Here is a 23,336-nt window from a genome sequence, read left to right as displayed (position 1 = left end):
TTGGATGTTTCGTTTATTGGTGCTGATGGGATTTACGTTTTTCTTTTATCATCTGCATGCCTCAGGAAATCTAACAAAATATATCAATATGAAATATGCCTATCTTTCCTTTATTGCGATCTTCCTGCTGGCCATTCTGACCGCCGTCCAAGCATATCTATTTATCAAGTCGCCTGAAAAAAGCGGGCATCACCATGACCATGATTGCGGGTGCGGGTGCGGGTGCGGCCATGATCACGAGCATGACCATGAACAAAACAAGCCATTTTATCAGCGTTATTTGATTTATGTTGTTTTTCTTTTTCCTTTGGTGTCAGGCATCTTCTTCCCGATTGCAACGCTTGACTCATCCATTGTCAAAACAAAAGGGTTCTCGTTTAAGGCGATGGAGAGCGGAGATCACTACTCCCAAACACAGTATTTGCGGCCTGATGCCAGCCTTTATTACGCGCAAGACAGCTATGACAAACAAATGAAACAGCTGTTTAATAAGTATTCCAGCAAAAAAGAGATTTCTCTGACCGATGACGATTTCCTAAAAGGAATGGAAACCATCTATAACTATCCGGGTGAATTTCTCGGACGGACGATAGAATTTCATGGATTTGCTTACAAAGGAAACGCAATTAACAAAAATCAGCTGTTCGTATTAAGGTTTGGCATCATTCACTGTATCGCTGATTCCGGCGTGTACGGGATGCTTGTGGAATTTCCGAAGGACATGGACATCAAGGATGATGAATGGATTCACATTAAGGGCACTCTGGCCTCAGAATATTACCAGCCATTCAAGTCAACTCTCCCTGTCGTCAAAGTAACTGACTGGAATACCATTAAAAAACCTGATGATCCGTATGTTTACAGAGGATTTTAAGTGAAGACGAAACCAGTACAAGTACTGGTTTCTTTTTTATTTCTTTTTCATCAGCATCAAATCGAGATAGAGCTGGCACCGTGTTCTGAAATCGCTTAAATCGATCGATGTCATCTCAGTAATCTGTTTGATGCGGTAATTCAATGTATTTTGGTGAATAAACAGCTGTTCTGCCGCTGGTTTTGTTTTGCAGTTGTTGAGGAGATAGATTTCCAAGGTTTTGAGCAGCTCAGTGCTGCTTTCTTCGTCTTTTGCTTTTAATAAAGCTAAATCTTTATTCTCGTATTCTAAAAATTCATTTTTCTGTTCGATGCTTTCTAAATAGCGGTAAATGCCGAGTTTGGCATATTCATATGGAATGTTTTCCTGATTGCCGGTGATTTCTGCGGCTTTGATGACTTCAAGTGCTTCTGTGTAGCTCTTGCCAAGTTTTAATAGGTGATTATATTCGTTTCCGATACCGATATAAATAGGGGTAGGTATTTTTTGAAAGTGAAAATGTGTTAACAGCTTGTTAATAAACTCAGAAGCTGCTGAGGAGACGGAGCTTTTTTGGGAAAAACTCGCTACGACGATGACAATATTTGATTCGATCGTTAAGACATGACTGACCTTATCCCGTAAATTCAGGTACGACCTGATATTTTCCTTTAAATCCTCTACCGCTTCCCCATCCCCATTTGCGGCGTGCAGGATAACAACTGAAAACATGGAAGGCAGCACGGTGTTGATCCTTTCAGCTTCCCGTCTGAGTTCCTTCTCAGAGGTAAATTGCTGATAGATCGCCCGTTTGATGAGATCCTCTGCTTTTTCTTCCTTTTCCTGTTTCAATTTATTCGTTTTATAAATAATTTTCCCGACATGGAAGGAGGTCTCGTACAAAAAGTCGAGCTCTTCATCCGTCAGATTTTGGTCCAGCTCCTGAATCCAGATGTAGCCCATGACTTCCCCTTTGTGCTTTGCACTCACGACCACCCTCTGGTTTAACCCAATGCTTTCAATTTTATTGACGCGAAAAGGCTCAGGCTCTGTTTTCAATTTTTCAATAATTCCGTCCTTCAGAAACCTCTCAAAAATCTGGACCGGACACTTTTTCGAAAAAATAGTCTGCTGGTTGGCAGAATCAAAATGGTTAATATAGTAAGAATTATAGGCTAACAAAAAGAAATCCGCGCTTTCCAGTATCACTGGCTTTTGCAGTTCATAGCTAATAAAATCAATCAGCTTATCAACATCTGAAAATGAAAAAACTCTCTCTAAAAGCTCTTCCATACCTTTTTCTCCTATACTTTTTTTACTTTAATCATATCCATACGGGGTCTTTTTGTATAGAAAAAAATACGTTTGTTTCCAAAAGAAAAAAATGGCCGCTTAAAAGGAGAAAAGAGGAAAAAGGGACAGCCCCTTCCTCCTCCTTTCGATCTTTATTGTGACATTGTATCTTGGTAGTCGTTGAACTGGTCTGTGACAGCTTGTGACGGAGCCTGCGTCAATATGCTGACAAAAAAGACGGATAATAGACTCGCAGCAAAACCAGGTATCATTTCATACAGAAAGTCCGAAAGACCGGCATTCGCCCAAATGATTACAGTCGCTGCTCCCACAATCATGCCGGCGAGTGCCCCCCATTTGGTCATTCGTTTCCAAAACAGACTGAGCAGTACAACCGGCCCGAATGATGCACCGAAGCCCGCCCACGCGTAGCTGACCAATCCAAGGATGGTGTTATTTTTCTCCCAAGCCAGAACCAACGCGACAATTGAAACAGCCAGAACAGCCAGACGGCCTAAAAACACCAGTTCTTTATCTGAAGCTGAGCGTCTGAACATCGACTTATACAAATCTTCTACCAGAGAGCTTGATGTCACAAGCAGCTGGGAAGAAATTGTACTCATAATCGCGGCCAAAATCGCTGAAATCAGAAAACCCGTGATAATCGGATGGAACAAGATATTCCCTAACTGAATAAAAATCGTCTCAGGGTCCTTCAGTGTCATGCCCCGCTGATGGTAATAAGCGATTCCGCCCAAACCGGTCAGCACTGCGCCTACTGCAGACAAAATCATCCAGCCCATCCCGATTCTGCGCGCTCTTTTGATCTCTTTGACAGACGTGATCGCCATAAAACGCACAATAATATGCGGCTGGCCAAAGTATCCCAGCCCCCAGGCAAACAAAGAAATAATGCCAAGGACGCTCGTTCCTTTGAAAATATTAAACATATCAGGATCTACAGAGCGGATTTCAGCAACTGTATCACCTGCTCCTCCCGTGTGGAAAAACGTAACGATCGGCACAAGAATGAGTGCGGCAAACATAATGATCCCCTGAACAAAATCTGTCCAGCTGACTGCCAAAAAGCCGCCAAACAGGGTATATGCCACAACAACACCCGTCACAATCCACAGGCCGGTGTGATAATCCATCCCCAAGATGCTGTTGAATAAGACGCCGCCGGACACCATTCCGGACGATACATAAAACGTGAAAAAGACTAAAATGACAATTCCTGAAAACAGTCTGAGAAGCTTTGTTTGATCTCCGAAGCGATTTTCCAGGAATCCGGGAATTGTAATGGAATTCCCCGCTTTTTCAGTATAGGTTCTCAGCCGCGGTGCGACGTAAAGCCAGTTCGCCCACGCTCCAAGGCAAAGTCCGATGACGATCCAAGCGCCGCTCAGACCAGTAGAAAACATGGCGCCCGGAAGCCCCATTAGCAGCCAGCCGCTCATATCGGCAGCGCCGGCACTGAGAGCAGTTACTGCCGGACCCAAAGAGCGTCCTCCCAGCATGTAATCCGTCAGATTCGACGTACGCTTGTAAGCAAAGTAGCCGATTAGCAGCATTCCCGCCATATAAATACAAATCGAAATAATCAGCTGTGTGTTTTCTATGGCACTTCCTCCTCTTTTTTATAGTATATGGATGAAATGGACACCCCCGCAGGGAGGATGCCCATTTAGTCCCGCTTAGAACATTTCACTGATTGTTTTTGCTTGCATATGCAGAGCCAAGTAATCCGGTCCGCCTGCTTTTGAATCCGTTCCCGACATTTTGAAGCCGCCAAACGGATGGTAGCCGACGATAGCACCTGTACAGTTGCGGTTGAAGTATAGGTTTCCGACATGGAATTCCTGTTTCGCACGCTCGATGTGCTTGCGGTTGTTTGTGATAACCGCGCCTGTCAAACCATATTCAGTATTGTTTGCTACTTCTAAAGCTTCATCAAAGTCTGACACTTTACAAAATGCAACGACAGGTCCGAAAATTTCTTCCTGCATGAGTCTTGCTTTCGGATCAAGGTCAGCGAAGATCGTCGGGTTGATGAAGTATCCTTTCGAATCATCACCGGTACCGCCGCTTACTAAACGCCCTTCCTGTTTTCCGATCTCAATATAGCTCATAATTTTATCATAAGAACCTTGGTCAATGACAGGTCCCATATAAACATCTGCACTGTCAGGTTTAGCTGTTACTTTTGATTCCGTAATTTCAATAACACGCTCTAATACTTGATCATACACTTTTTCATGAACTACTGCACGTGAACCTGCAGAGCATTTTTGTCCCGCAAAGCCGAATGCTGAAGTAAAGATCGATTGAGCCGCTAATTCAATGTCCGCATCCTCATCAACAACAACCGTATCTTTCCCGCCCATTTCAGCGATGACACGCTTTAAATGCTGCTGGCCCGGCTGTACTTTCGCAGCGCGTTCGAAAATTCTCGTACCAACTTCTCTTGATCCCGTAAATGTGATAAGGCTTGTTTTCGGATGGTCAACAAGATAGTCGCCTACTTCCGCTCCGCTTCCCGGAACAAAGTTGACTACGCCTTTTGGCAATCCGGACTCTTCAAGCACCTCAACAAATTTTGCTGCAATAACAGGTGTAGCACTCGCAGGTTTCAGAACCACTGTGTTTCCAGTAACGATCGGCGCCACTGTTGTGCCTGCCATGATCGCAAACAAGAAGTTCCAAGGCGGGATAACGACTGTCACTCCAGTCGGCGTGTATACATATTGGTTTTTCTCGCCTTCACGGCTGTTGACCGGTTTGCCTTTTGCCAGTTCGATCATTTGGCGTGCATAATACTCCATGAAGTCAATCGCTTCAGCCGTATCGGCATCCGCCTCGTTCCAAGGCTTTCCTGCTTCTTTCACAAGCAAAGCTGAGAATTCATGTTTTCTTCTGCGGACTTTGGCAGCAGCGCGGAACAGGACAGCCGCTCTCTCTTCAGGAGACGTATATCTCCACTCTTCAAATGCTTTTGCAGCCGCTTGAATCGCTTGCTCAGCGTGCTCTTGAGACGCTTTTGACACTCGGCCGACGACTTCTTCTTTATCAGCCGGGTTGATTGAAACGATTTTCGCTTCCGTTTCCACTCTCTCGCCGTTAATGACAAGCGGATAGTCTTTTCCTAAATATTCGCTTACTGTCGCAAGCGCTTTTTTAAACGCTTCCACGTTGTTTTGATCTTGGAAATTTGTGAATGGCTCGTGTTTGTAAGGTGTTGTCATGATAATCTCTCCTTTTTTACTTCTTTGTCATTCCTTTGAAAGCAAATGCAATGTTTGACGGACGTTCTGCAAGGCGTCTCATAAAATAGCCGTACCAATCCTCGCCGTATGGCAGGTAGACTCTCATGTTATAACCTTCTTTTACGAGGCTGAGCTGGGTTTGCGACCGCATGCCGTACAGCATCTGAAATTCAAACTTGTCATTGGCAATGCCATGTTCCTTGGCAAGCTGCTTTGTAAAGTCGATCATTTTGTCGTCATGTGTGGCAATCGCTGTATAGTGACCGTTTAAGAGCTGCTTTCGGATGATTTTTTTGTAATTTTCATCGACATCGCTTTTCTCAGGGAAAGCTACTTTTTCTGATTCTTTATAAGCTCCTTTTACAAGGCGAAGGAACGGGTTTAAAGAATCCAAATCGTCAATGTCTTTTTCCGTCCGGTACAGATAGGCTTGCAGCACTGTGCTCACATGCTCGTATTTCTTTCTGAAATCTTTGAAAATATCAAGCGTTTTCTGGCATCTGACTTCGTCCTCCATGTCAATGGTGACCATGATTTTATGTTTCTCGGCCGTCTGAAGGATTTTTGTCATATTTTCATACACCAAATCCATATCTATATCCAAACCTAAAGACGTCATTTTTAAAGAAACGTGTGAGTTCAGCTCCTGATCCGCGATGGTCGCAATGGTTTGAATGCACTCTTCCGTACGCTCCCGTGCGACCTCGGCGCTGTTCACAAACTCGCCTAAATGATCGACAGTAACTGACAAGCCTTGGCTGTTAAGCTGTCGAATGGTCGGGATTGAACTGTTAAAGTCATTCCCGCCGATAATTTTACCCGCTGCTACCCGGCTTCCCCAGTTTCTTGCCATTTTATTGAGAAAGCCGCTTTTGGATAAAAATAAGAAAAAATCTCTTGTGATCACTTCCAACCTCAACACCCCGCAATCTAAGAAGTATTTGTATGAGTTTATTGTAAATGGACAAAACCGACGTTCACAATATTCTCAAAATACAAAGATTCTGATTATTTTTGTGGGTTTGCCACAATCAGATAGTTAGAAAGTCGGGGGGGATTCTGTCGAATAAAGGAGAAAAGGAAGCGACAAAAAACATCAGCTTCCTCCATCCTTCCACACTTCTTCAACCGTATTCAAAAGCAAACGGTTCAATTCAGGTGTCATATCTTTTTTCTCTGCCTTCAGTTCTTTTGCCTCTTCCATGATTCTTTCGATTTCCGTTTCAATGAATTGGTGAATAACATTGATTCTTGCTTCGAGGTCAAGCTCTTCCCCTCTTCTTTTCCGTTCAAGCAAAGTTTCCATTTCAGCCTTCAGCTCGGGTTCAGCAACAAGTTCATTCATCAAAACAGTAAAGTCCATTGGCGGTATGGTTCCGTGCTTTTCAATCCATTGGCAGGCCAAAATAGGCCGAAGAACGTAGAAGTACTTTTTAATTTTGACCTCTTGTCCTTGTAGATAATCCTTGACGTTCCTTCTCGCCATATTGATATAGTGATACACGCTTGCTTCAGGCTTAAATGCCTCCGTGCGCAGTTTTCTTAACTGCTCTGCGGTCGTAAATGCTTCGTAATACACAATGTCTGAGGACAGCCATTCGAGGAGCGGAGGGTTTGATTTTTTGAAAAGCCGAAGCGTTTTTCTCAGCTCCCAGCCGCTGATATCCAACAAATCGTGAATCGGTTCCTCAATGACATCACGCTCCTGCTCAATTGAAAAATACCACTCCTTTTTCGGCACATAAATAAAGCGGACGTCGTAATCACTATCCTGCGACGGAAATCCCCATGCGCGGCTTCCTGACTCGACGGCATACACGATTTTGACTCCATATGACTGCTCGATCCGTTTTAATTCATCAATGATTCTTTGTTTCATATCTATTCGTCTCCAGTCTGTTCTCATTCCGGCAGTTTGCAGAAAAAAACCGCCTGATGATATGCGGCGGCTTTTCACATTTATCAGCCTTTAAGATGCTGCTTAAAGAAAGCAAGTTTTTCCGTTTGAAAAGCAGGGATATACTCATGTCCGAAGTAGCGGTACACCTTCAGCTCTTTCTCTGTTTCCAAATGATTGTAGGCGGCAAACACGGTGGACGGCGGCGTGACCTTGTCAATCAGGCCGATTGACATCAGGACAGGCACCTTCACTCGGTCAGCGAGATTCATAATATCGAAATATGAAAGTGTCTTCATCGCCTGCACTTCTGTTTCCGGGCTGCCATTTCTTCTGAAGAAGGAATTGATTTCAAGGTACGGCTGTTCAAGCGCCACATCAATGGCCCGTTCGAAGTTGCTTAAATAAGGATAATCGGCAACCGCGGCTTTTGGAATGTCTGACAGCGCTGCTGCGGCAATGGTTAAACCTCCGCCTTGGCTTCCTCCTGTCACACCGATCCTTGTTTCATCAACCTCGTCAAAGCTGCTGATGACCTCAAGCGCGCGGACGGCGTCCAAATAAACACCGCGGTAATAGTATGTATCTTTATCAAGAATTCCTTTCGTCATCCAGCCCAAAGCGTGACCGTGCGGTGAAATACTCGTATCCTCGCTGCTCTGCTGGCCGCGGACAAGCATGCCGAATGCGGCGTAGCCATGGAGTGCCCAGTTTACCATTTCATGAATCTCACCATCATAGCTTGCATTGTAGCCATGATATTTCACGATCGCCGGATGCGGGCCTTCCTTGTCAGGCACCGCGTACCATCCGGTAATGCGGGCGTTTCCGAAGCTTTTATATGTGAGACGGTACACTTTTACTCCGTCAGCAGGATAGTCAACCGGCTGTAAATCAGGTTCTGCTTGGACTTTTGCAAGTTCCTCCAAAGACAATTTCCAAAACTCAGAAAAATCTTTCGGTGCTGTTTTTTCAGGCTTATATGTTTGCAATTGGTCGAGCGGCAGATCGAATAGTTGCATTTCCGATTATTCCCCTTTGTTTTATAAGATTTAGTTTGTATTCCTATACTACCACGTTTCGGCTTTGTTTTCTAAATATTTTCATCTTTGTTTCCCAGACAGCCTTCATCAAACGTTTGTTTAAGACTTTCCCGGCTTAGTTCCATAAAGGCCTGGGCGGTCAGACTGACATAGCGGTTCTTTAAAAAGACAAAGACGAGGGTTCGTGATGGCGCGGATTGAATCGATAAATAGATCACACCCGGATCTTTATCCCTTCTGACCATATTCGGCGCCATTGTCACACCTAATCCGTTAGCCACAAGAGATTGGGCGGTTTCAATATGGCTTGTCTTAAAGGCAGCATTCGGCTTAAAGCCGCTTTCCGCACAGAGATCGAGAACTGTCCTGCGAAAGCCGAAGCCTTCTTTTAACAGAATAAAGGGCACGTTCCTTACCATGTCAAGCGGCACGCACGGCTGGCGTCCCTCATCTTCTTCCAGCGCTTTCTCAATCAGAGCGACCATTTCCGGCGGCATCCACCTTTGTTTTTCCTTCGGCACCGCGAGAACAACCGGTTCCGTGAGCAAGGGTATAATGGAGAGCCGTTCATCCTCGATCGGCAAGGATAAAACAGAAAGGTCAACTTCTCCCTTTGCCGTCATCTCCTCTAATGAAACCGGATCTTTTTCAACAAGCTGAACCTCCACATGAGGATAGCGCGCCAAAAACTGCTTCAGCAGCGGGGGAAAGAGATATCTCCCTGTTACAGCAGGAATCCCGATGGATAATTTATGACCGATTCCCTGTGATCGCTCCTGCATTTCCCGAAGCAAATCATCTCTGGAACGAATGATGTCCTCGGCTTTTTCAATGAAACGCCTGCCGTGAGGTGTCAGTGTAACAGAGCCATGGGATCTGTGAAAAAGGGTAAGCCCCAGCTCAGCCTCAAGCTTTTTGATTTGCTGGCTGAGAGACGGCTGTGCGATATGAAGATGTTCCGCCGCCTTTGTAAAGCTTTGGCGCCGGGCAATTTCCGCTGCATATTCCATCACTTTAATATCCATTTCAGCCCCCATAGGTTGAACCTATCGTTTCCATCATTTTTATATCTTAGACGAATCATAACAAAAATTGCTAACATAATCCATATCATCATTTACGAAAAGAAGGAGCTGGTTCAAATGACAAATGAAACACCGTTTTCTAAAAACGCCGAGATGTATCGGGATGAAAAGGTATTTGCCGAGGGGGAAGATTTGGGGTTGATGATCAAAACAGCGGAATGCCGGGCAGAGCATCGGGTGCTGGATATCGGAGCGGGCGCCGGCCATACGGCCCTGGCATTTTCTCCTTATGTACAGGAGTGCATCGGTGTTGATGCGACGAAAGAGATGGTTGAGGTTGCGTCCTCCTTCGCGCAAGAAAAAGGAGTTGAAAACGTACGCTTTCAGCAAGGAACGGCAGAGTCACTCCCCTTCCCCGACGATTCATTTGACATCACCACCTGCCGATACGCAGCCCACCATTTTTCAGATGTCCGCAAAGCTGTCAGCGAGATTGCACGCGTACTAAAACAGGACGGACGTTTTCTCTTAGTTGATCATTACGCGCCTGAAGATCCCGTTCTTGATGAGTTTGTCAATCATTTGAACCGGCTTCGAGACCCTTCCCATGTTCGAGAAAGCTCATTATCAGAATGGCAGTCGATGTTCAGCGCCAATCAACTGGCCTATCAAGACATCCAAAAGTGGAACTTGCCGATTCAATACGATAGCTGGATCAAACGAGGCGGAACCCCCGCTGACCGAGAAAAACAAATCATTACCCACTTGAATCACGCATCAGACGAAGCACGCGACACGTTCTGTATTACATTGAACCAAAACGGACAGCCCATCTCCTTTTGTTTAAAAGCGATTTTGATACAAGGGATAAAACGATAAAAAAAGCCGTGCGCTGCGCACGGCTTTTTACATCGGCTGATAAAGATCCCAGCCAATTTTTAATGTCTCAACAATGTAATCGGCAACCTCTTCCGGGGAAAGGTTGTCTGTTGCCACTTTTGAATTGTGCTTGTCATAAATGACTTTTCTTTCGTTAAACAGCTGTTCCATTTCATCCATTGAACGGTTATGCAGTACAGGGCGGCTTTCGATCAATAAATCCGCGCGCTGCTTCCAGTTCTCCCATGACAGGTCCAGATGAAGCACGAGACAGTTTTCCAGACAGCAATTTCTGATTTCTTCTTGTTTAAAAGATCCCCCGCCCAGAGATACGATTTTGAATCGTTTATGATGGCAGATGTCTAAAATATATTCCTTCTCCGTTTTCCGGAAAAAGTCTTCCCCCTTTTTCTCAAATATCTCAGGAATTGACATATTGAAATCCTTTTCGATCTGTTGGTCAATATCGATAAAATCTCTATATAATTTTTTAGCGACCAATTGGCCGATTGTCGTTTTTCCTACACCCATGAATCCGATCAGGACGATATTTCTTTCTCTTACTGGGATGGCTCGTTTAGCGTTCATCTTCGGCGAAATCCTCCTAAGGAATGAAATTTTATCTTCATTATATGCTTATTTAGCGAATATTTATATAGATACCGGCTTTACCGGTCAAGCTTATAGTGCGCTTTGTTGTTTAGCCATTTTTGCCTGAATGACATTCATTGTACAACATTTCTGCAGGTATTTTAATACTTCGACGCAAAAAAGCATTAAAACCTTCCGACTTTATTGTTTTTCCAGCTGACTCTTCGATTGAAGGGTCTTTTTCTGTATGATGAATAGGAAGGGAGAAATGGCGATGATCATTTGGATAAACGGGGCATTCGGTTCCGGAAAAACACAAACAGCCTTCGAACTGCACAGAAGGCTAAACCCATCTTACGTGTATGATCCCGAGAAAATGGGTTTTGCGCTGCGCTCCATGGTGCCGCAGGAGATCGCAAAGGACGATTTTCAAAGCTATCCCTTATGGCGGGCGTTCAATTACAGTTTGCTAGCTTCTCTGACAGATACATACCGCGGCATCATTATTGTGCCTATGACGATTGTACATCCTGAATACTTCAATGAGATCATCGGCAGGCTCAGACATGAAGGAAGGATCGTTCACCACTTTACATTAATGGCTTCAAAGGAAACCTTGTTAAAAAGGCTTCGCACCAGAGCAGAAGGAAAAAACTCATGGGCCGCCAAACAAATTGACCGTTGCGTTGAAGGTTTATCATCACCCATTTTTGAGGACCACATTCAAACAGACAACCTGTCGATTCAGGATGTGGCAGAGAACATTGCCGCGAGAGCCGAACTCCCATTAGATCCTGATACGAGAGGCAGCCTCCGAAGGTTCACCGACAGATTAATGATAAAGCTGAATCATATCCGCATCAAATAAAGCTTCTGTACACGACGAAAGCCCGCTCCGAGAGCGGGCTTTCTTCAACTTATTTCCACCAGTCATCAAACATAGACGCCGGAACCTGGCGTTTATGTTCTGTCATGCTGTAGCGTTTTTCCAGCGCTTCTGATACTTTCGCTGATACTTCTTTTCCTTCGAGATAATCGTCAATCTCGTCGTAGGAAATGCCAAGCTCTGTTTCATCCGACTGCTGCGGTTTTTCGTCGAGCAGATCGGCAGTCGGTTCTTTTAAGTATAAGCGTTCCGGTGCACCCAGCTCTTTCAGCAGGGTTCTTCCCTGGCGCTTCGTCAAGCCTGTCAGCGGCAGGAGGTCTGCTCCGCCGTCACCGTACTTCGTAAAGAAACCAGTCACTGCTTCAGCAGCATGGTCTGTTCCTAACACAAGAAGACCTTCCTGGCCGCCGATCGCGTATTGCGCGATCATTCTTGTTCTTGCTTTTACGTTTCCTTTATTAAAGTCCGTCAGCTGATCGCCTGTTTCCTGCTGATACTGTTCAGAAAAAGCGCTGACTGTCGATTTAATATCAAACTTCCATGATTTATCCGGCTTAATAAACTTCAAAGCAAGCTGGGCATCGTCTTCATCCTGCTGTGTGCCATGCGGAAGACGGACCGCGATAAATTGAGCGTCTCCGCCCTCTTCGCGAATGCTTTCCACCGCAAGCTGAGCGAGTCTTCCCGCAAGTGTTGAATCCTGTCCGCCGCTGATTCCCAATACAAAGCCTTTAGCACCGGTTTTCTTTACATATTGTTTTAAAAAATTGACTCGGTCCTCAATTTCTTGCTTTGGATCAATTGAGGGCTTCACATGTAACTCACGCATAATCTTTTCCTGCATGCTCATCCCAATCATTCCTCCTGTACATTTTCCCTTGTTACTGATCATTTCCCCAAATCAATGAAAATGAATCATGACTGTTATGTATCCCTATTAAATATAGCACAGGTCTTCATTCACAGTGAACAAGAGAGATCAGCTGACTTCAACCCGTATGGATGTCACACTGTCGCCATTGCATTTCCCTTTTTCAATCGGGCAGGAAGAAAACGCGACAATTAAATCCATCTCCGCCCTGAGCCTTACATAATCTCCGGCATTCGAAAGCGGCGTTTCCACAGACAGATTCCCTTTCTCATCAAGGACAGTATTCATAAAAATCGCAAATGGGTAATGCATGTGAGGCTTCGGTACGCCAAACTGCTCAAGCGCACGGTTCATATTGTCATAGCACGTATCCTGAAACTCATCCTTTTGCTTCCCATATAAGAGCCTGTTCATATCAGGACGGCAGGCGGGCAACAGCAGATCATGCTTGCCGACCGTATCTTCAATCAGGGTTAACATCGGCTTATACAGGTTGGAGTAGAGATGGTCGTTGACCTTCACATGAATGGAGTGATTGGCGTCTATCGTCGCTCCCTGATCAAGGTGTTCATAAAAATCCTTGGCATGGTATGCGACAAAATCAGCCACCTGCTGCCCTTCTACATCAACCACCTTTAAAATCTGACCCTTTTTCAGCTTCAGCCCAAGCCCTTTTTTCGGCTCCACAATATATTGCTGTGTCATTGGTTTGCTCCTTTTTTCATTAGTATGAGCGTCCGCTTCCTTCTCCATGTAAAAAGAGGCAAAAATCCGATGTATATAAGCTTTGGACAGATCACAATCTAACCTTAGATAAAAGGGGTTGAATAAATAATGAGCCAAACAAAAAAAGACCAGCCAAAAGGGAATCTGGCTTGGTGGCAGCTGTCACTGATCGGAGTCGGCTGCACGATTGGAACAGGCTTCTTTCTCGGTTCCAGCATCGCAATTGTAAAAAGCGGTTTTTCCGTTCTCCTTTCATTTCTGATCGCAGGGATCGGTACGTATTTTGTCTTTGAACAGCTCGCCAAGCTATCGGCGAAGCAGCCGGAAAAGGGCTCGTTTTGTGCGTATGCCCGAAAAGCATTCGGCAAATGGGCAGGCTTCAGCAACGGCTGGGTGTACTGGACATCAGAAATGCTGATTACCGGAAGCCAACTGACAGCCATTTCGCTATTTACGAAGCATTGGTTTCCTCAAGTGCCGCTATGGGTGTTTGCCTCAATCTACGCAGTACTGGGGCTCCTTATTATTTTCACCGGCCTGTCCGTCTTTGAAAAAACAGAAAACGTGCTGGCAGTCATTAAAACAGCTGCTATTTTTATGTTTATTGTCATTGCCATCCTGGCTTTATGCGGTATCCTGTCCGGCGGAAATCATGGCATACATGTTCCAAATAAGACGATTGAGTTTTTCCCATACGGCGCCATGGGGCTGTGGACAGGTTTAATCTACGCGTTTTACGCTTTTGGCGGAATTGAGGTCATGGGGCTGATGGCGGTTCACTTAAAAAAACCTGAGGAAGCGTCTAAATCAGGGAAACTGATGCTGGCAACGCTGGCGATTATTTATATTATTTCAATCGGGCTGGCTCTGCTTTTGGTTCCGTTACACGCGTTTACTGAACAGGACAGTCCGTTCATTACATCATTAAAAGGATATAACCTTGAGATCATCCTTGATATATTTAACGGGATTTTCATCATCGCCGGGTTCTCGACCCTTGTCGCTTCGCTTTTTGCCGTTACGACATTGCTTTGTACAATGGCTGATGACGGCGACGCGCCGAAATGCTTTACTCTAAAGGAAGGCAAAAAAATATGCTGGCCGGCACTTGGGCTGACGTTTGCGGGGCTTGTCCTCTCCATTATTCTGTCGTTAGTGCTGCCTAAAAACATTTATGAGCATATGACAACAGCTGCGGGGCTTATGCTTTTATACACTTGGCTGTTTATCCTGTTCTCCAGCAAAAAGCTGACTGATCCCGAGGGCATGGGAAAAACGCAAATTTATTTAGCGATGGTTCTGATTGCTGCGGCTGTGTCCGGTACATTGTTTGAAAAATCAAGCCGGCCCGGTTTTTTCGTCAGCATAGGTTTTCTCGTGATCATCGCCATCGTGACCATGATCTATCAAAAAAAGCAGGGTCATAAAGATCGCCCTGCCAGTCCTTGATTTATTTCATTTTGTTGAACATGTTCTTTAAATAAGAAAACGGGCACTTCGATACCTGTTTTTCGTCATCACGGAGGAAATACTGCTTCCATTCACGATTATTCTTTCCTCCGTACCAGCCTAATTGCGGGTGAATCGGAGCCTGATCATAGGCCTCTAAACGAGATCGGATCAGCCTGCTCATGTTACGGCCAAATGCAGTTGATCCATTTAGGTCATCAAACACCCACCTTGGCTGAAACGTGACCATAAAAAAAGGAAAGCTCCGGCTTCTTCTTGCCTCGTGCCCCGGTGTAGCGCACAGAATGAAATACGGCTCGCCGTCAAAACAAAACTCCCATTTATAATGCTCGGGATCGGCCGGAATGTCTTCCGGCCATTCTTTTTCGTCTTGATGACTCAGTCTATTTAAAAAGCGCCAAAACAGCTCTTCATACGCTTCAATCGAATAATGCTCCGCCAAATCTTCCGGTGTATCAAACAACACAACGAGGGATGCGTATTTTCCCGTTTCCCGCGATATCTTGCCGTACTCCGAAAGCAACGGAGCCAGTTCCTCCGCTGTACGGTTTTCCCGCGGATCTCCGGCAAAAGCAATCCGAAGCTGATCAGTCAGAAACGCCTGGCGTCCGGGAATGCACGGAAACGTATCCGCGTCGTCCCCCAGAGTTTCTGCCAGCAGCTCAAAAGCGATTCTTTGCCATTCAGGAAGCTCTTCCTGAATACGTTCCAGAAAACTTTTGGTGTAAATCCCATTCACCATTGATCCACCTCCAGTATCATCTGGATACTATATTAAAACTGGAAGCGGCAGGTGACTGTCCTTCATGAATCAGCCCAATAACTGTTTGATGCCCTGATAACCAAAGTAAAAGCCAAACACAAGGAGGGATACACCGGCGATTCCGGTCAATCCTCTCAATAGCTTTTCATGAAGCAGGTTTCTGAACGTACTGGCTGTGATAGCCATGCAGAAATCCCAGATTAAAATGCCGATCATGATGCCGGAGCTATAGATTAGAAGCTGATTCATATTGTAGGCCTCTGCTGTTTTCGCAAGAATGCTTCCGTAAATTCCAAGCCAAAAAAGGATGCTCAATGGGTTTGACAATGAAATGAGAAAACCCGATGCGAATGTTTTCCTGTATGACGGTTTCCCCCGCGAGCTTCGCACATCCATCGGTTCTCTGACGTTTTTAAGCGTTTCAATTCCGGTATAGGTCAGGACAAAAAAGCCGAAGAGCCACAAAAACGTTTTCACAAATGGAGCGGTCAAGAACTGCGACAGCCCGAAATAGATAAAAAGCATGTACAGCCCATCCGCTGTCATGGCGCCTAAACCGAAAATCCATGCATGCCAAAAACCGTTTTTAATTCCTTTGTCTATTTGCGCCGCATTCACTGGTCCCACAGGCGCAGACAAGGACAGTCCCAGCACAATATAGCTCAAAAAAATGTTCACCGGCCCGTACTCCCTTCTCTTATGTAACTTGTACAATTTATTCGGGAACGGGCCAAGCTATGCACAAATTCACTTACTGTTTCAGACGTTCAAGCTCTTCCTCCATAATATCGGCGGCTTTGCCTACAAAACTGAAAATGAGTTCCAGCTCCTCTTCCGTATATTCGCGGCACAAATCCATCGTTGACTCAGACAGAGGACGGAACAAATCCTTTATATGTTTTTTCGAAGCAGTCAAAGGGACGATTACGACTCTCCTGCGATCGTTCGGGTCCTTTTCACGAGCCACATACCCCGCTTTTTCCAGCCGGTCAACAAGCGCCGTGACGGAACCCGTGCTGAGGCCGGTTTTTTTCCCCAACTCTCCGGCCGTCATCGGCCCTGCTTCATTTAAAATGTCAGCTGATTTCAAATCGGTGGGAAACAGACCGAGAGCTTGAGCGGCTGCCTGATGAAACAGAACCGTTCTTGTGCCCAGTTTTCGAAAAAGCTGAACAGCAGTCTTTTCCAACTCACTTCTGGAATTTCTTGTTGACAACTGACAGTCCTCCCTATAAAATCGAGTTTATCTTGATAATCGAGATATTCAACAATCAAACTATTATCATGATATCAGAACTTACATAGAAAAGTAAGAGGAGGTAGAACAAATGGACACAACAACAGCAAAACAGGCTTCCACCAAATTTGTGGTCCTCGGTCTCCTGCTGGGCATCTTGATGTCTGCAATGGACAATACGATTGTTGCCACCGCGATGGGCAATATCGTAGCCGATCTTGGAAGCTTCGATAAATTTGCCTGGGTGACGGCATCCTATATGGTGGCGGTTATGGCTGGCATGCCGATTTACGGCAAGCTTTCCGATATGTACGGCCGAAAACGTTTTTTCCTGTTTGGACTTATTTTTTTCTTAATCGGTTCTGCTTTATGCGGGATTGCCCAGACGATGAATCAGCTGATCATCTTCCGGGCCATTCAAGGGATCGGAGGCGGCGCGCTCCTGCCGATTGCCTTTACCATTATCTTTGATTTGTTTCCGCCGGAAAAACGCGGAAAAATGTCCGGCATGTTCGGTGCTGTATTTGGATTATCCAGTGTTCTTGGTCCGCTCTTAGGCGCGATCATTACAGATTCGATCAGCTGGCACTGGGTGTTTTACATCAATGTGCCGATCGGCGCATTGTCATTGTTTTTCATTATTCGCTACTACAAAGAATCTCTGGAGCACAGAAAGCAGAAAATAGACTGGGGCGGCGCGATTACCTTAGTCGTATCCATTGTATGCCTGATGTTCGCCCTTGAGCTTGGCGGCAAAACATACGATTGGAACTCCATTCAGATCATTGGGCTGTTTATTGTATTCGCCGTTTTCTTCATTGCCTTTTTTATTGTGGAGAGAAAAGCAGAAGAGCCGATTATTTCTTTCTGGATGTTTAAGAACCGCTTGTTTGCCACAGCGCAGATTCTCGCTTTTCTGTATGGCGGAACATTTATTATTTTAGCGGTATTTATTCCGATTTTCGTTCAGGCGGTCTACGGCAGCTCGGCGACAAGCGCGGGCTTCATTCTGACGCCGATGATGATTGGATCAGTCATCGGAAGCATGATCGGCGGGATCTTCCAAACGAAGGCAAGCTTCCGCAATTTGATGCTGATATCTGTTATAGCTTTCTTTATCGGCATGCTGCTTCTTTCCAATATGACGCCTGACACAGCACGGGTATGGCTGACAGTCTTTATGATGATTTCAGGCTTTGGTGTAGGCTTTAACTTCTCCCTGCTGCCGGCGGCATCGATGAATGATCTTGAACCCCGCTTTCGGGGAACGGCAAACTCTACAAATTCATTTTTGCGATCATTTGGCATGACCTTAGGCGTCACCATATTCGGAACGGTGCAAACAAACGTATTCACGAACAAGCTGAATGACGCCTTCAGCGGTATGAAAGGCTCAGCGGGATCAGGCGCTGCGCAAAATATAGGCGACCCGCAGGAGATATTCCAAGCGGGAACACGTTCCCAGATTCCTGATGCGATCCTGAATCGCATTATTGACGCGATGTCATCAAGTATCACGTATGTCTTTTTGCTCGCTTTGATTCCAATTGTCCTCGCGGCGGTTACCATTTTATTTATGGGAAAAGCCAGAGTGAAAACAACAGCCGAAATGACAAAGAAAGCAAATTAACATAAAAAAGCAGTACATGCTGGGCATGTACTGCTTTTTTCTATTACACTCCAAATCTTGCAAGAATAAACGTCCATATACAAATAATCACTAACAGAATCAGGCTGTACGCCACTGTCCTTTTAAACAGTTTAGATTCCTTGCCTGTTTGGCCGACCGCTGCGGCAGCGATGGCGATAGATTGAGGAGAAACAAGTTTCGCCATGACACCGCCCGCCGTATTTGCGGCTAACAGCAAATCTGAACCCGCACCGATCTGCGCTCCCGTGACAACCTGCAAATGGCCGAACAAAGCATTATTGCTGACAACAGAACCGGTGATGAACACGCCAATCCAGCCGAGAACAGGACTGACAAACGGGAACAGGTCTCCTGTTTTCGCCAATGCTAACCCAATTGAAGAGCTGAGCCCTGCGAAATTGGCCAGATTGGCAAACCCCATCACGAAGCAGATCGTCATAATCGGCACCCACAGCTCTTTTCCCGTCTCCTTCAAGGAAGCAAAGGCATCCCGATAAGAGAAATTTTTGCTGAACAGCCCTGTCACAATGACCGCCGCTAAAATCGCTGTACCAGTCGCTGACAGCAGATCAACTTTAAAGACTGCATCTAACGGCATGGCAGATGGCGCAATCGGCGGCATTTTCATAATTTGCTGATGCAGAAAAGGCATTTTGAACAGGAGCGTTGATTGATATAACAGCCCGCCTTCTTGGAAAAGCGCTTTGAAGGCTGGAAGGCTCCAGATGGTGATCGCCGCAGTTAAAATGTAGAATGGAGACCACGCTTTCGCAATGTCAGCGGCACGGTATGCCTTTTTCTCACCAGCATCGCCGGCCCCTTCCTCGCGGTAAATCTCTTTCGGCTGCCATTTGTGGAGGAAGAGGGCAAGCCCGCCCATGCTGAATAAGGCCGCCAAAATGTTTGCTAATTCCGGCCCGAGCACCGCCATTGTCAGTGTCTGAACCGCTGTATACCCACCGCTCACAACCAGAAGAGCGGGCCATGTCTGTTTGATTCCTTTCATTCGGTCTAATAAGAATACAAGCAGGAATGGTATTAAAAATGAGATCATCGGCAGTGTCCACATTAATGTCCGTGACAGCTCAAGAGCAGACAAATCACCAATCTGCGCCCCTGTGATGACAGGAATCCCGATCGCCCCAAAGGCTCCGGAGGCAGCGTTTGCAATCAAGCAGAGCGCCGCCGCTTTTAACGGTTTAAAACCAAGTTCGACGAGCAGCGCCGCACTAATCGCAATCGGAACACCAAAACCGGCCGCGCCTTCTAAAAACGCGTTAAAACAAAAACCAATTAATAATAGCTGTAATCGTTGGTCAGGCGAAATGCCGGCAATGCTGGACCGAATAATGGTAAATTTCCCGGTTTTCACTGCGATTTTATACAGCCACACCGCCATCAGGACGATGTAGCCAATAGGCCACAGCCCGCTCCCGATTCCTAACAAAACAGAAGAAATCGCTTTTTCAACCGGCATATGAAATGCCAAAACGGAGACGAAGAAACTGACGGCTAGGGTAAGAAATGCCGCAAGAATGCCTTTCATTTTCAAAACAGTTAAAGCCAAAAGAAAAAAGAGAATCGGAGTGAGCGCCACAAGTGCGCTCACATACTCGTTTCCAAACGGATCATACAACTGCTCCCACATTGACAATCAGCCCTTTACTCTAAAGTTGCGGTTAGTTGACTTTTTGTTCTGCAAAATGAGGTTTTAAAATGTTTTTAAGGACGCCGGCGCTGTGAAGGAACTGTTCTTTTTCTTTCTCATTTAAGTTCAGCTCAGTGATACCTGCGATCCCTCCGCGGTTCACGACAGCCGGCACACCGATGTACACGTCATCTGCACCGTATTGCCCGTCCAAATATGTGCTGACAGTTAATATGCTGTTTTCATTATGAAGAATGGCTTTTGTAATGCGAGCAAGACTCATCGCAACCCCATAATAAGTCGCGCCTTTTTTCTCAATGATATGGTAAGCTGCGTTTTTCACATCATCTACAATTTGGTCCAGCTCCTCTTGTTTGTACGCATCGTTTTTCTCAACGAGTTCACTGACCGGCACACCGCCGACATTCGCGTGGCTCCAAACAGGAAGCTCTGTGTCGCCGTGCTCTCCGATAATATGCGCGTGTACGTTTTGAGGCGCTGCGCCAAAGTATTCGCTCAGCATGAAACGGAATCTCGCAGAATCTAGTGTTGTGCCGCTTCCGATCACCCGCTCTTTTGGCAGGCCGCTGAATTTCCATGTTGCGTAAGTCAGGATATCAACCGGATTTGTCGCGATTAAGAAAATGCCGTCAAATCCGCTCTCCATGACTTCACTGACGATGCCTTTGAAAATCTTCAAGTTCTTTTCTACTAATTCAAGGCGTGTCTCACCAGGTTTTTGGTTTGCTCCGGCGCAAATGCAGACAATATCAGCATCCTTGCAGTCTTCATATGTTCCGTAAGATGTTTTGACCGGTTGTGGCGCAAACGCCTTTCCGTGGTTTAAATCCATCACATCGCCCATTGCTTTTTCTTTATTTACATCAATGACCACAAGCTCATCTGTGATCCCTTGGTTAATTAACGCAAATGCATAACTGCTTCCAACAAAACCCGCTCCGATTAAAGCTACTTTATTTACATGTTTGTTCATCATTAATCATCCTTCCAGGGTATGTTTCTCTTTGATGTCTTTTTATTTGTGAAGTATTTCACATTTATATTGTGCAATACTTCACAAACTTTTGCAAGAGAAAAGTTTTGTCTGATTTATGAACAAAAAAGAAACCATCATAGATGGTTTCTTTCGGTAAGTCCCGTCTAGCCTTGCCCTCAATGGGGAAGAGAACCGCTTAAGCCCGAGTCATTATATAAACCATTTTGCACGTAATCAAAGCCAGGCTGATTCTGGCCGGGCACTTGGGCGCTGCCATTATTAAAAATCACTTTGGCGTTGGTTGTATCCGTGTCCGCAGGCAGCGTCAGCGTGTAAATTCCATCTGCATTTTTAGTCATTGGTTTTCCAGGCCAAGATCCGGTCAATTCAATTGCCCGGCTCCCATCATGTTTATAGATATAAGCATTTACCTGGCTCCAATGATTCGGATTTTGATAGCCGATGGTTTTGGCCGAAGCTGGATCTCTTTTAACAAAGCTGTATTCCTCGGTCCTCGTTACACCATCACTGTTCGTTCCTTTTAACATGATGGTGTATGTTTTGCCAAATGGATCTCCTTTTCCGATTGTGAATTGATCTCCATCCTTAAACGCTGTCTCTGGTCCATTATTGATTTGATAAACGGCTTTTGTTGTATTCGCATCTGCACGCAATGTAATCGTCAGTTGATCATTGAAAGAATGTGTTACACCTGTTTTGTAATTCTCAAGGAAAACATGAGGCGCTTTTGCAATATCATCAGGATAAAGCACAGCTACAGACCTGGCATTGATCGTGCCTGTCAGTTTACCATCGTTCACTTGAAATGAACCCGCTCCAGCTTTATTGTCATACCTGCCATCAGGCAATTTTGTTGCCGTATTGATAGAGACAGAGGATGAACCTGCATTTGCCAGCACAACGCCATGTGAGCCGCGCTGATTCATAAATATCTGGTTGTTTCCATTCGGGTTCGAGAGTTCCTCAGGCTGTCCAGCCATCACATTGTGAAATCTATTGACCGCAGTGATAGCCTGATCTTCAAATAAAGCACTCCCGCGATCGCCTATTTGGCTTTTCCCCGGGAATCTCACACCATTTCCGCCTCCCTCAGGTCTGGAAAAGAAAAGAGGCGTACTGCCTGAACGAGAAGCTATCACCGCCCAGCCTAAACGGATATCATCATCGCTCATCCATGTCGACTCTTCATCATCATTGGCATACGTATCATGCGACTCTACCCATGTCACTAGCTTGTCCGCAGACACATCAGATGCATAGTGGGAGATATTCGACACGCCCAGATTGCGATTCTTTAAAGCGGACCTTATGGAATGCCCATAGTTAGACGCTGTCACATCCATATAATTCGCATATGCAGCATCTCTTGAGGCACTATCCTGCAGGATTTCTCCGTATTGGAACTCTGCAGATGTATTTGTGATATTCGGCCAAAATTGACTGCCGTAACTCCCATCATCCGGAAGCTCTATATGTTTGGCGGCATCAAATCGAAAACCGTCTGCCCCGTCATTCAAAGCCCTTTCTAAGAACCGTTTCAGATAGGACTGTACTTGTGTATTTTGTGTATTCCAGTCATACAGCCCGAGCAATGAATTCTGCGTGACATCCCATCGATCCGACCAGTTTTTAATTTGCGTGTTTCCATGTGTCCAGTTTGGAATACTCTTAATCTCATTGGAAATCGCGGCATAGTCACTGGTGGTATGATTTATGACCGCGTCAACAATGACCTTTATGCCATATTCTTCAGCGGCTGCACACATTTCTTTAAATTCTTGTTCAGTACCTAAGTAACGGTTGCCAATTTGGTACGATGTCGGCTGATACAGCCAGTACCAGTTCGACATGCTTTTATCTCCTTGGTTCCCTTCCTTTACTTGGTTAATCGGAGATGTCTGAATGGCTGTATATCCTGCATCATGAATATCCTTCATATTATGTTTTAACGTATTGAACGACCAATTCCATGCATGAAGAATGGTTCCGCTTTTGATCGACGGTGCTGTAAGCTCATTCGATTTGTTCGCCGTTTCAGCACTCGCAGCCGCCGGTCCTGCCAGAACCAAATGAAACAGCAATAAAAATCCAGCGAATAACGGCAGTAAAGAGGTTTTGAATCGTTTTGCAAACATTCTTGACACTCCTTATTTGATTTTTTGAAGACTTACTTCGGAGTCAAAAATCCCTCTTACTTCATTCTTCCGCTTCCTCCTTTC

At 45.4% G+C, this 23,336-nt stretch carries 21 protein-coding genes; 5 read left to right on the top strand and 16 right to left on the bottom strand.

Going from position 1 to position 23,336, the window contains the following annotated elements; all coding sequences use genetic code 11:
- The first annotated feature begins 4 nt into the window (after positions 1-4).
- On the top strand, positions 5-874 hold the full coding sequence (locus NSQ12_RS01960) for a TIGR03943 family protein (protein WP_160245385.1): 870 nt from the start codon (positions 5-7) through the stop codon (positions 872-874).
- Positions 875-910: 36 nt separating this feature from the next.
- Here the strand turns inward: NSQ12_RS01960 and putR are convergent, their stop codons facing one another.
- From putR to NSQ12_RS01925, 7 genes are all read right to left on the bottom strand, one after another.
- Positions 911-2,146: a proline utilization transcriptional regulator PutR gene (putR, locus tag NSQ12_RS01955; RefSeq protein WP_003234651.1), complete on the bottom strand. Its 1,236-nt coding sequence runs from the start codon at positions 2,144-2,146 to the stop codon at positions 911-913.
- Positions 2,147-2,298: 152 nt separating this feature from the next.
- Positions 2,299-3,720, bottom strand: a complete 1,422-nt coding sequence (gene putP, locus NSQ12_RS01950) for a sodium/proline symporter PutP (protein WP_010886399.1) — start codon at positions 3,718-3,720, stop codon at positions 2,299-2,301.
- A gap of 123 nt (positions 3,721-3,843) precedes the next feature.
- Positions 3,844-5,391 carry an L-glutamate gamma-semialdehyde dehydrogenase gene (pruA, locus tag NSQ12_RS01945; RefSeq protein WP_134991932.1) on the bottom strand — a complete coding sequence of 516 codons (1,548 nt, stop codon included), beginning with the start codon at positions 5,389-5,391 and terminating at the stop codon, positions 3,844-3,846.
- A gap of 16 nt (positions 5,392-5,407) precedes the next feature.
- A complete protein-coding gene (gene putB / locus NSQ12_RS01940; protein ID WP_003246421.1) occupies positions 5,408-6,319 on the bottom strand; it encodes a proline dehydrogenase PutB in 912 nt (303 codons plus the stop codon).
- Positions 6,320-6,508: 189 nt separating this feature from the next.
- A complete protein-coding gene (locus NSQ12_RS01935) occupies positions 6,509-7,291 on the bottom strand; it encodes a nucleotidyltransferase domain-containing protein (RefSeq protein WP_129092922.1) in 783 nt (260 codons plus the stop codon).
- An 83-nt stretch (positions 7,292-7,374) separates the two neighbouring features.
- Positions 7,375-8,331: a cephalosporin C deacetylase gene (gene cah, locus NSQ12_RS01930; RefSeq protein ID WP_015715213.1), complete on the bottom strand. Its 957-nt coding sequence runs from the start codon at positions 8,329-8,331 to the stop codon at positions 7,375-7,377.
- A gap of 71 nt (positions 8,332-8,402) precedes the next feature.
- Positions 8,403-9,377 carry a LysR family transcriptional regulator gene (locus NSQ12_RS01925; protein ID WP_119898983.1) on the bottom strand — a complete coding sequence of 325 codons (975 nt, stop codon included), beginning with the start codon at positions 9,375-9,377 and terminating at the stop codon, positions 8,403-8,405.
- On the opposite strand from NSQ12_RS01925, the gene NSQ12_RS01920 reads away from it, so the two are divergent.
- Complete coding sequence (locus NSQ12_RS01920; RefSeq protein ID WP_326379060.1) at positions 9,300-10,256, top strand: class I SAM-dependent methyltransferase; 957 nt, start codon at positions 9,300-9,302, stop codon at positions 10,254-10,256. The genes NSQ12_RS01925 and NSQ12_RS01920 overlap by 78 nt on opposite strands.
- 27 nt (positions 10,257-10,283) lie before the next feature.
- Here the strand turns inward: NSQ12_RS01920 and NSQ12_RS01915 are convergent, their stop codons facing one another.
- Positions 10,284-10,844 carry a shikimate kinase gene (locus NSQ12_RS01915; protein WP_003246473.1) on the bottom strand — a complete coding sequence of 187 codons (561 nt, stop codon included), beginning with the start codon at positions 10,842-10,844 and terminating at the stop codon, positions 10,284-10,286.
- 277 nt (positions 10,845-11,121) lie between these two features.
- Here NSQ12_RS01915 and tmrB point away from each other — a divergent pair, with 277 nt between their 5' ends.
- Complete coding sequence (tmrB, locus tag NSQ12_RS01910; protein ID WP_160245580.1) at positions 11,122-11,715, top strand: tunicamycin resistance ATP-binding TmrB; 594 nt, start codon at positions 11,122-11,124, stop codon at positions 11,713-11,715.
- Between the two features lie 49 nt (positions 11,716-11,764).
- Here tmrB and nadE read toward each other — a convergent pair whose 3' ends face one another.
- Both nadE and NSQ12_RS01900 read right to left on the bottom strand, forming a co-directional pair.
- Positions 11,765-12,583 carry an ammonia-dependent NAD(+) synthetase gene (gene nadE, locus NSQ12_RS01905; RefSeq protein WP_019712417.1) on the bottom strand — a complete coding sequence of 273 codons (819 nt, stop codon included), beginning with the start codon at positions 12,581-12,583 and terminating at the stop codon, positions 11,765-11,767.
- Positions 12,584-12,712: 129 nt separating this feature from the next.
- A complete protein-coding gene (locus NSQ12_RS01900) occupies positions 12,713-13,309 on the bottom strand; it encodes a DUF1989 domain-containing protein (protein WP_003246345.1) in 597 nt (198 codons plus the stop codon).
- A 129-nt stretch (positions 13,310-13,438) separates the two neighbouring features.
- Here NSQ12_RS01900 and NSQ12_RS01895 point away from each other — a divergent pair, with 129 nt between their 5' ends.
- Positions 13,439-14,779 carry an amino acid permease gene (locus tag NSQ12_RS01895; RefSeq protein WP_003234675.1) on the top strand — a complete coding sequence of 447 codons (1,341 nt, stop codon included), beginning with the start codon at positions 13,439-13,441 and terminating at the stop codon, positions 14,777-14,779.
- Position 14,780: 1 nt separating this feature from the next.
- On the opposite strand, the gene NSQ12_RS01890 is transcribed toward NSQ12_RS01895, so the two are convergent.
- The 3 genes from NSQ12_RS01890 to NSQ12_RS01880 form a co-directional block, all read right to left on the bottom strand.
- Positions 14,781-15,542 carry a YqcI/YcgG family protein gene (locus NSQ12_RS01890; RefSeq protein ID WP_327842241.1) on the bottom strand — a complete coding sequence of 254 codons (762 nt, stop codon included), beginning with the start codon at positions 15,540-15,542 and terminating at the stop codon, positions 14,781-14,783.
- A gap of 69 nt (positions 15,543-15,611) precedes the next feature.
- Complete coding sequence (locus NSQ12_RS01885; RefSeq protein WP_003246469.1) at positions 15,612-16,241, bottom strand: LysE family translocator; 630 nt, start codon at positions 16,239-16,241, stop codon at positions 15,612-15,614.
- A 73-nt stretch (positions 16,242-16,314) separates the two neighbouring features.
- Complete coding sequence (locus tag NSQ12_RS01880) at positions 16,315-16,779, bottom strand: MarR family transcriptional regulator (protein WP_003246360.1); 465 nt, start codon at positions 16,777-16,779, stop codon at positions 16,315-16,317.
- A 112-nt stretch (positions 16,780-16,891) separates the two neighbouring features.
- Between NSQ12_RS01880 and bmr3 the strand changes: the two genes are divergently transcribed.
- Positions 16,892-18,430 carry a multidrug efflux MFS transporter Bmr3 gene (gene bmr3, locus NSQ12_RS01875; RefSeq protein WP_003246377.1) on the top strand — a complete coding sequence of 513 codons (1,539 nt, stop codon included), beginning with the start codon at positions 16,892-16,894 and terminating at the stop codon, positions 18,428-18,430.
- A 43-nt stretch (positions 18,431-18,473) separates the two neighbouring features.
- On the opposite strand, the gene NSQ12_RS01870 is transcribed toward bmr3, so the two are convergent.
- From NSQ12_RS01870 to amyE, 3 genes are all read right to left on the bottom strand, one after another.
- Complete coding sequence (locus tag NSQ12_RS01870) at positions 18,474-20,099, bottom strand: L-lactate permease (protein ID WP_339175764.1); 1,626 nt, start codon at positions 20,097-20,099, stop codon at positions 18,474-18,476.
- A gap of 31 nt (positions 20,100-20,130) precedes the next feature.
- Positions 20,131-21,096, bottom strand: a complete 966-nt coding sequence (locus NSQ12_RS01865; protein WP_029727056.1) for an L-lactate dehydrogenase — start codon at positions 21,094-21,096, stop codon at positions 20,131-20,133.
- A gap of 176 nt (positions 21,097-21,272) precedes the next feature.
- The gene (gene amyE, locus NSQ12_RS01860) at positions 21,273-23,252 is read right to left on the bottom strand and encodes an alpha-amylase (RefSeq protein ID WP_339175761.1); all 1,980 of its coding nucleotides are present in this window, start codon (positions 23,250-23,252) and stop codon (positions 21,273-21,275) included.
- Positions 23,253-23,336 lie beyond the last annotated feature (84 nt).

Origin of the sequence: Bacillus sp. PS95 (genome assembly GCF_037963565.1) — a bacterium.
Taxonomy (GTDB): Bacteria; Bacillota; Bacilli; order Bacillales; family Bacillaceae; genus Bacillus; species Bacillus subtilis.
Note: the sequence above shows the minus strand (reverse complement) of the source record. Positions and strands in the feature narration are given on the sequence as shown.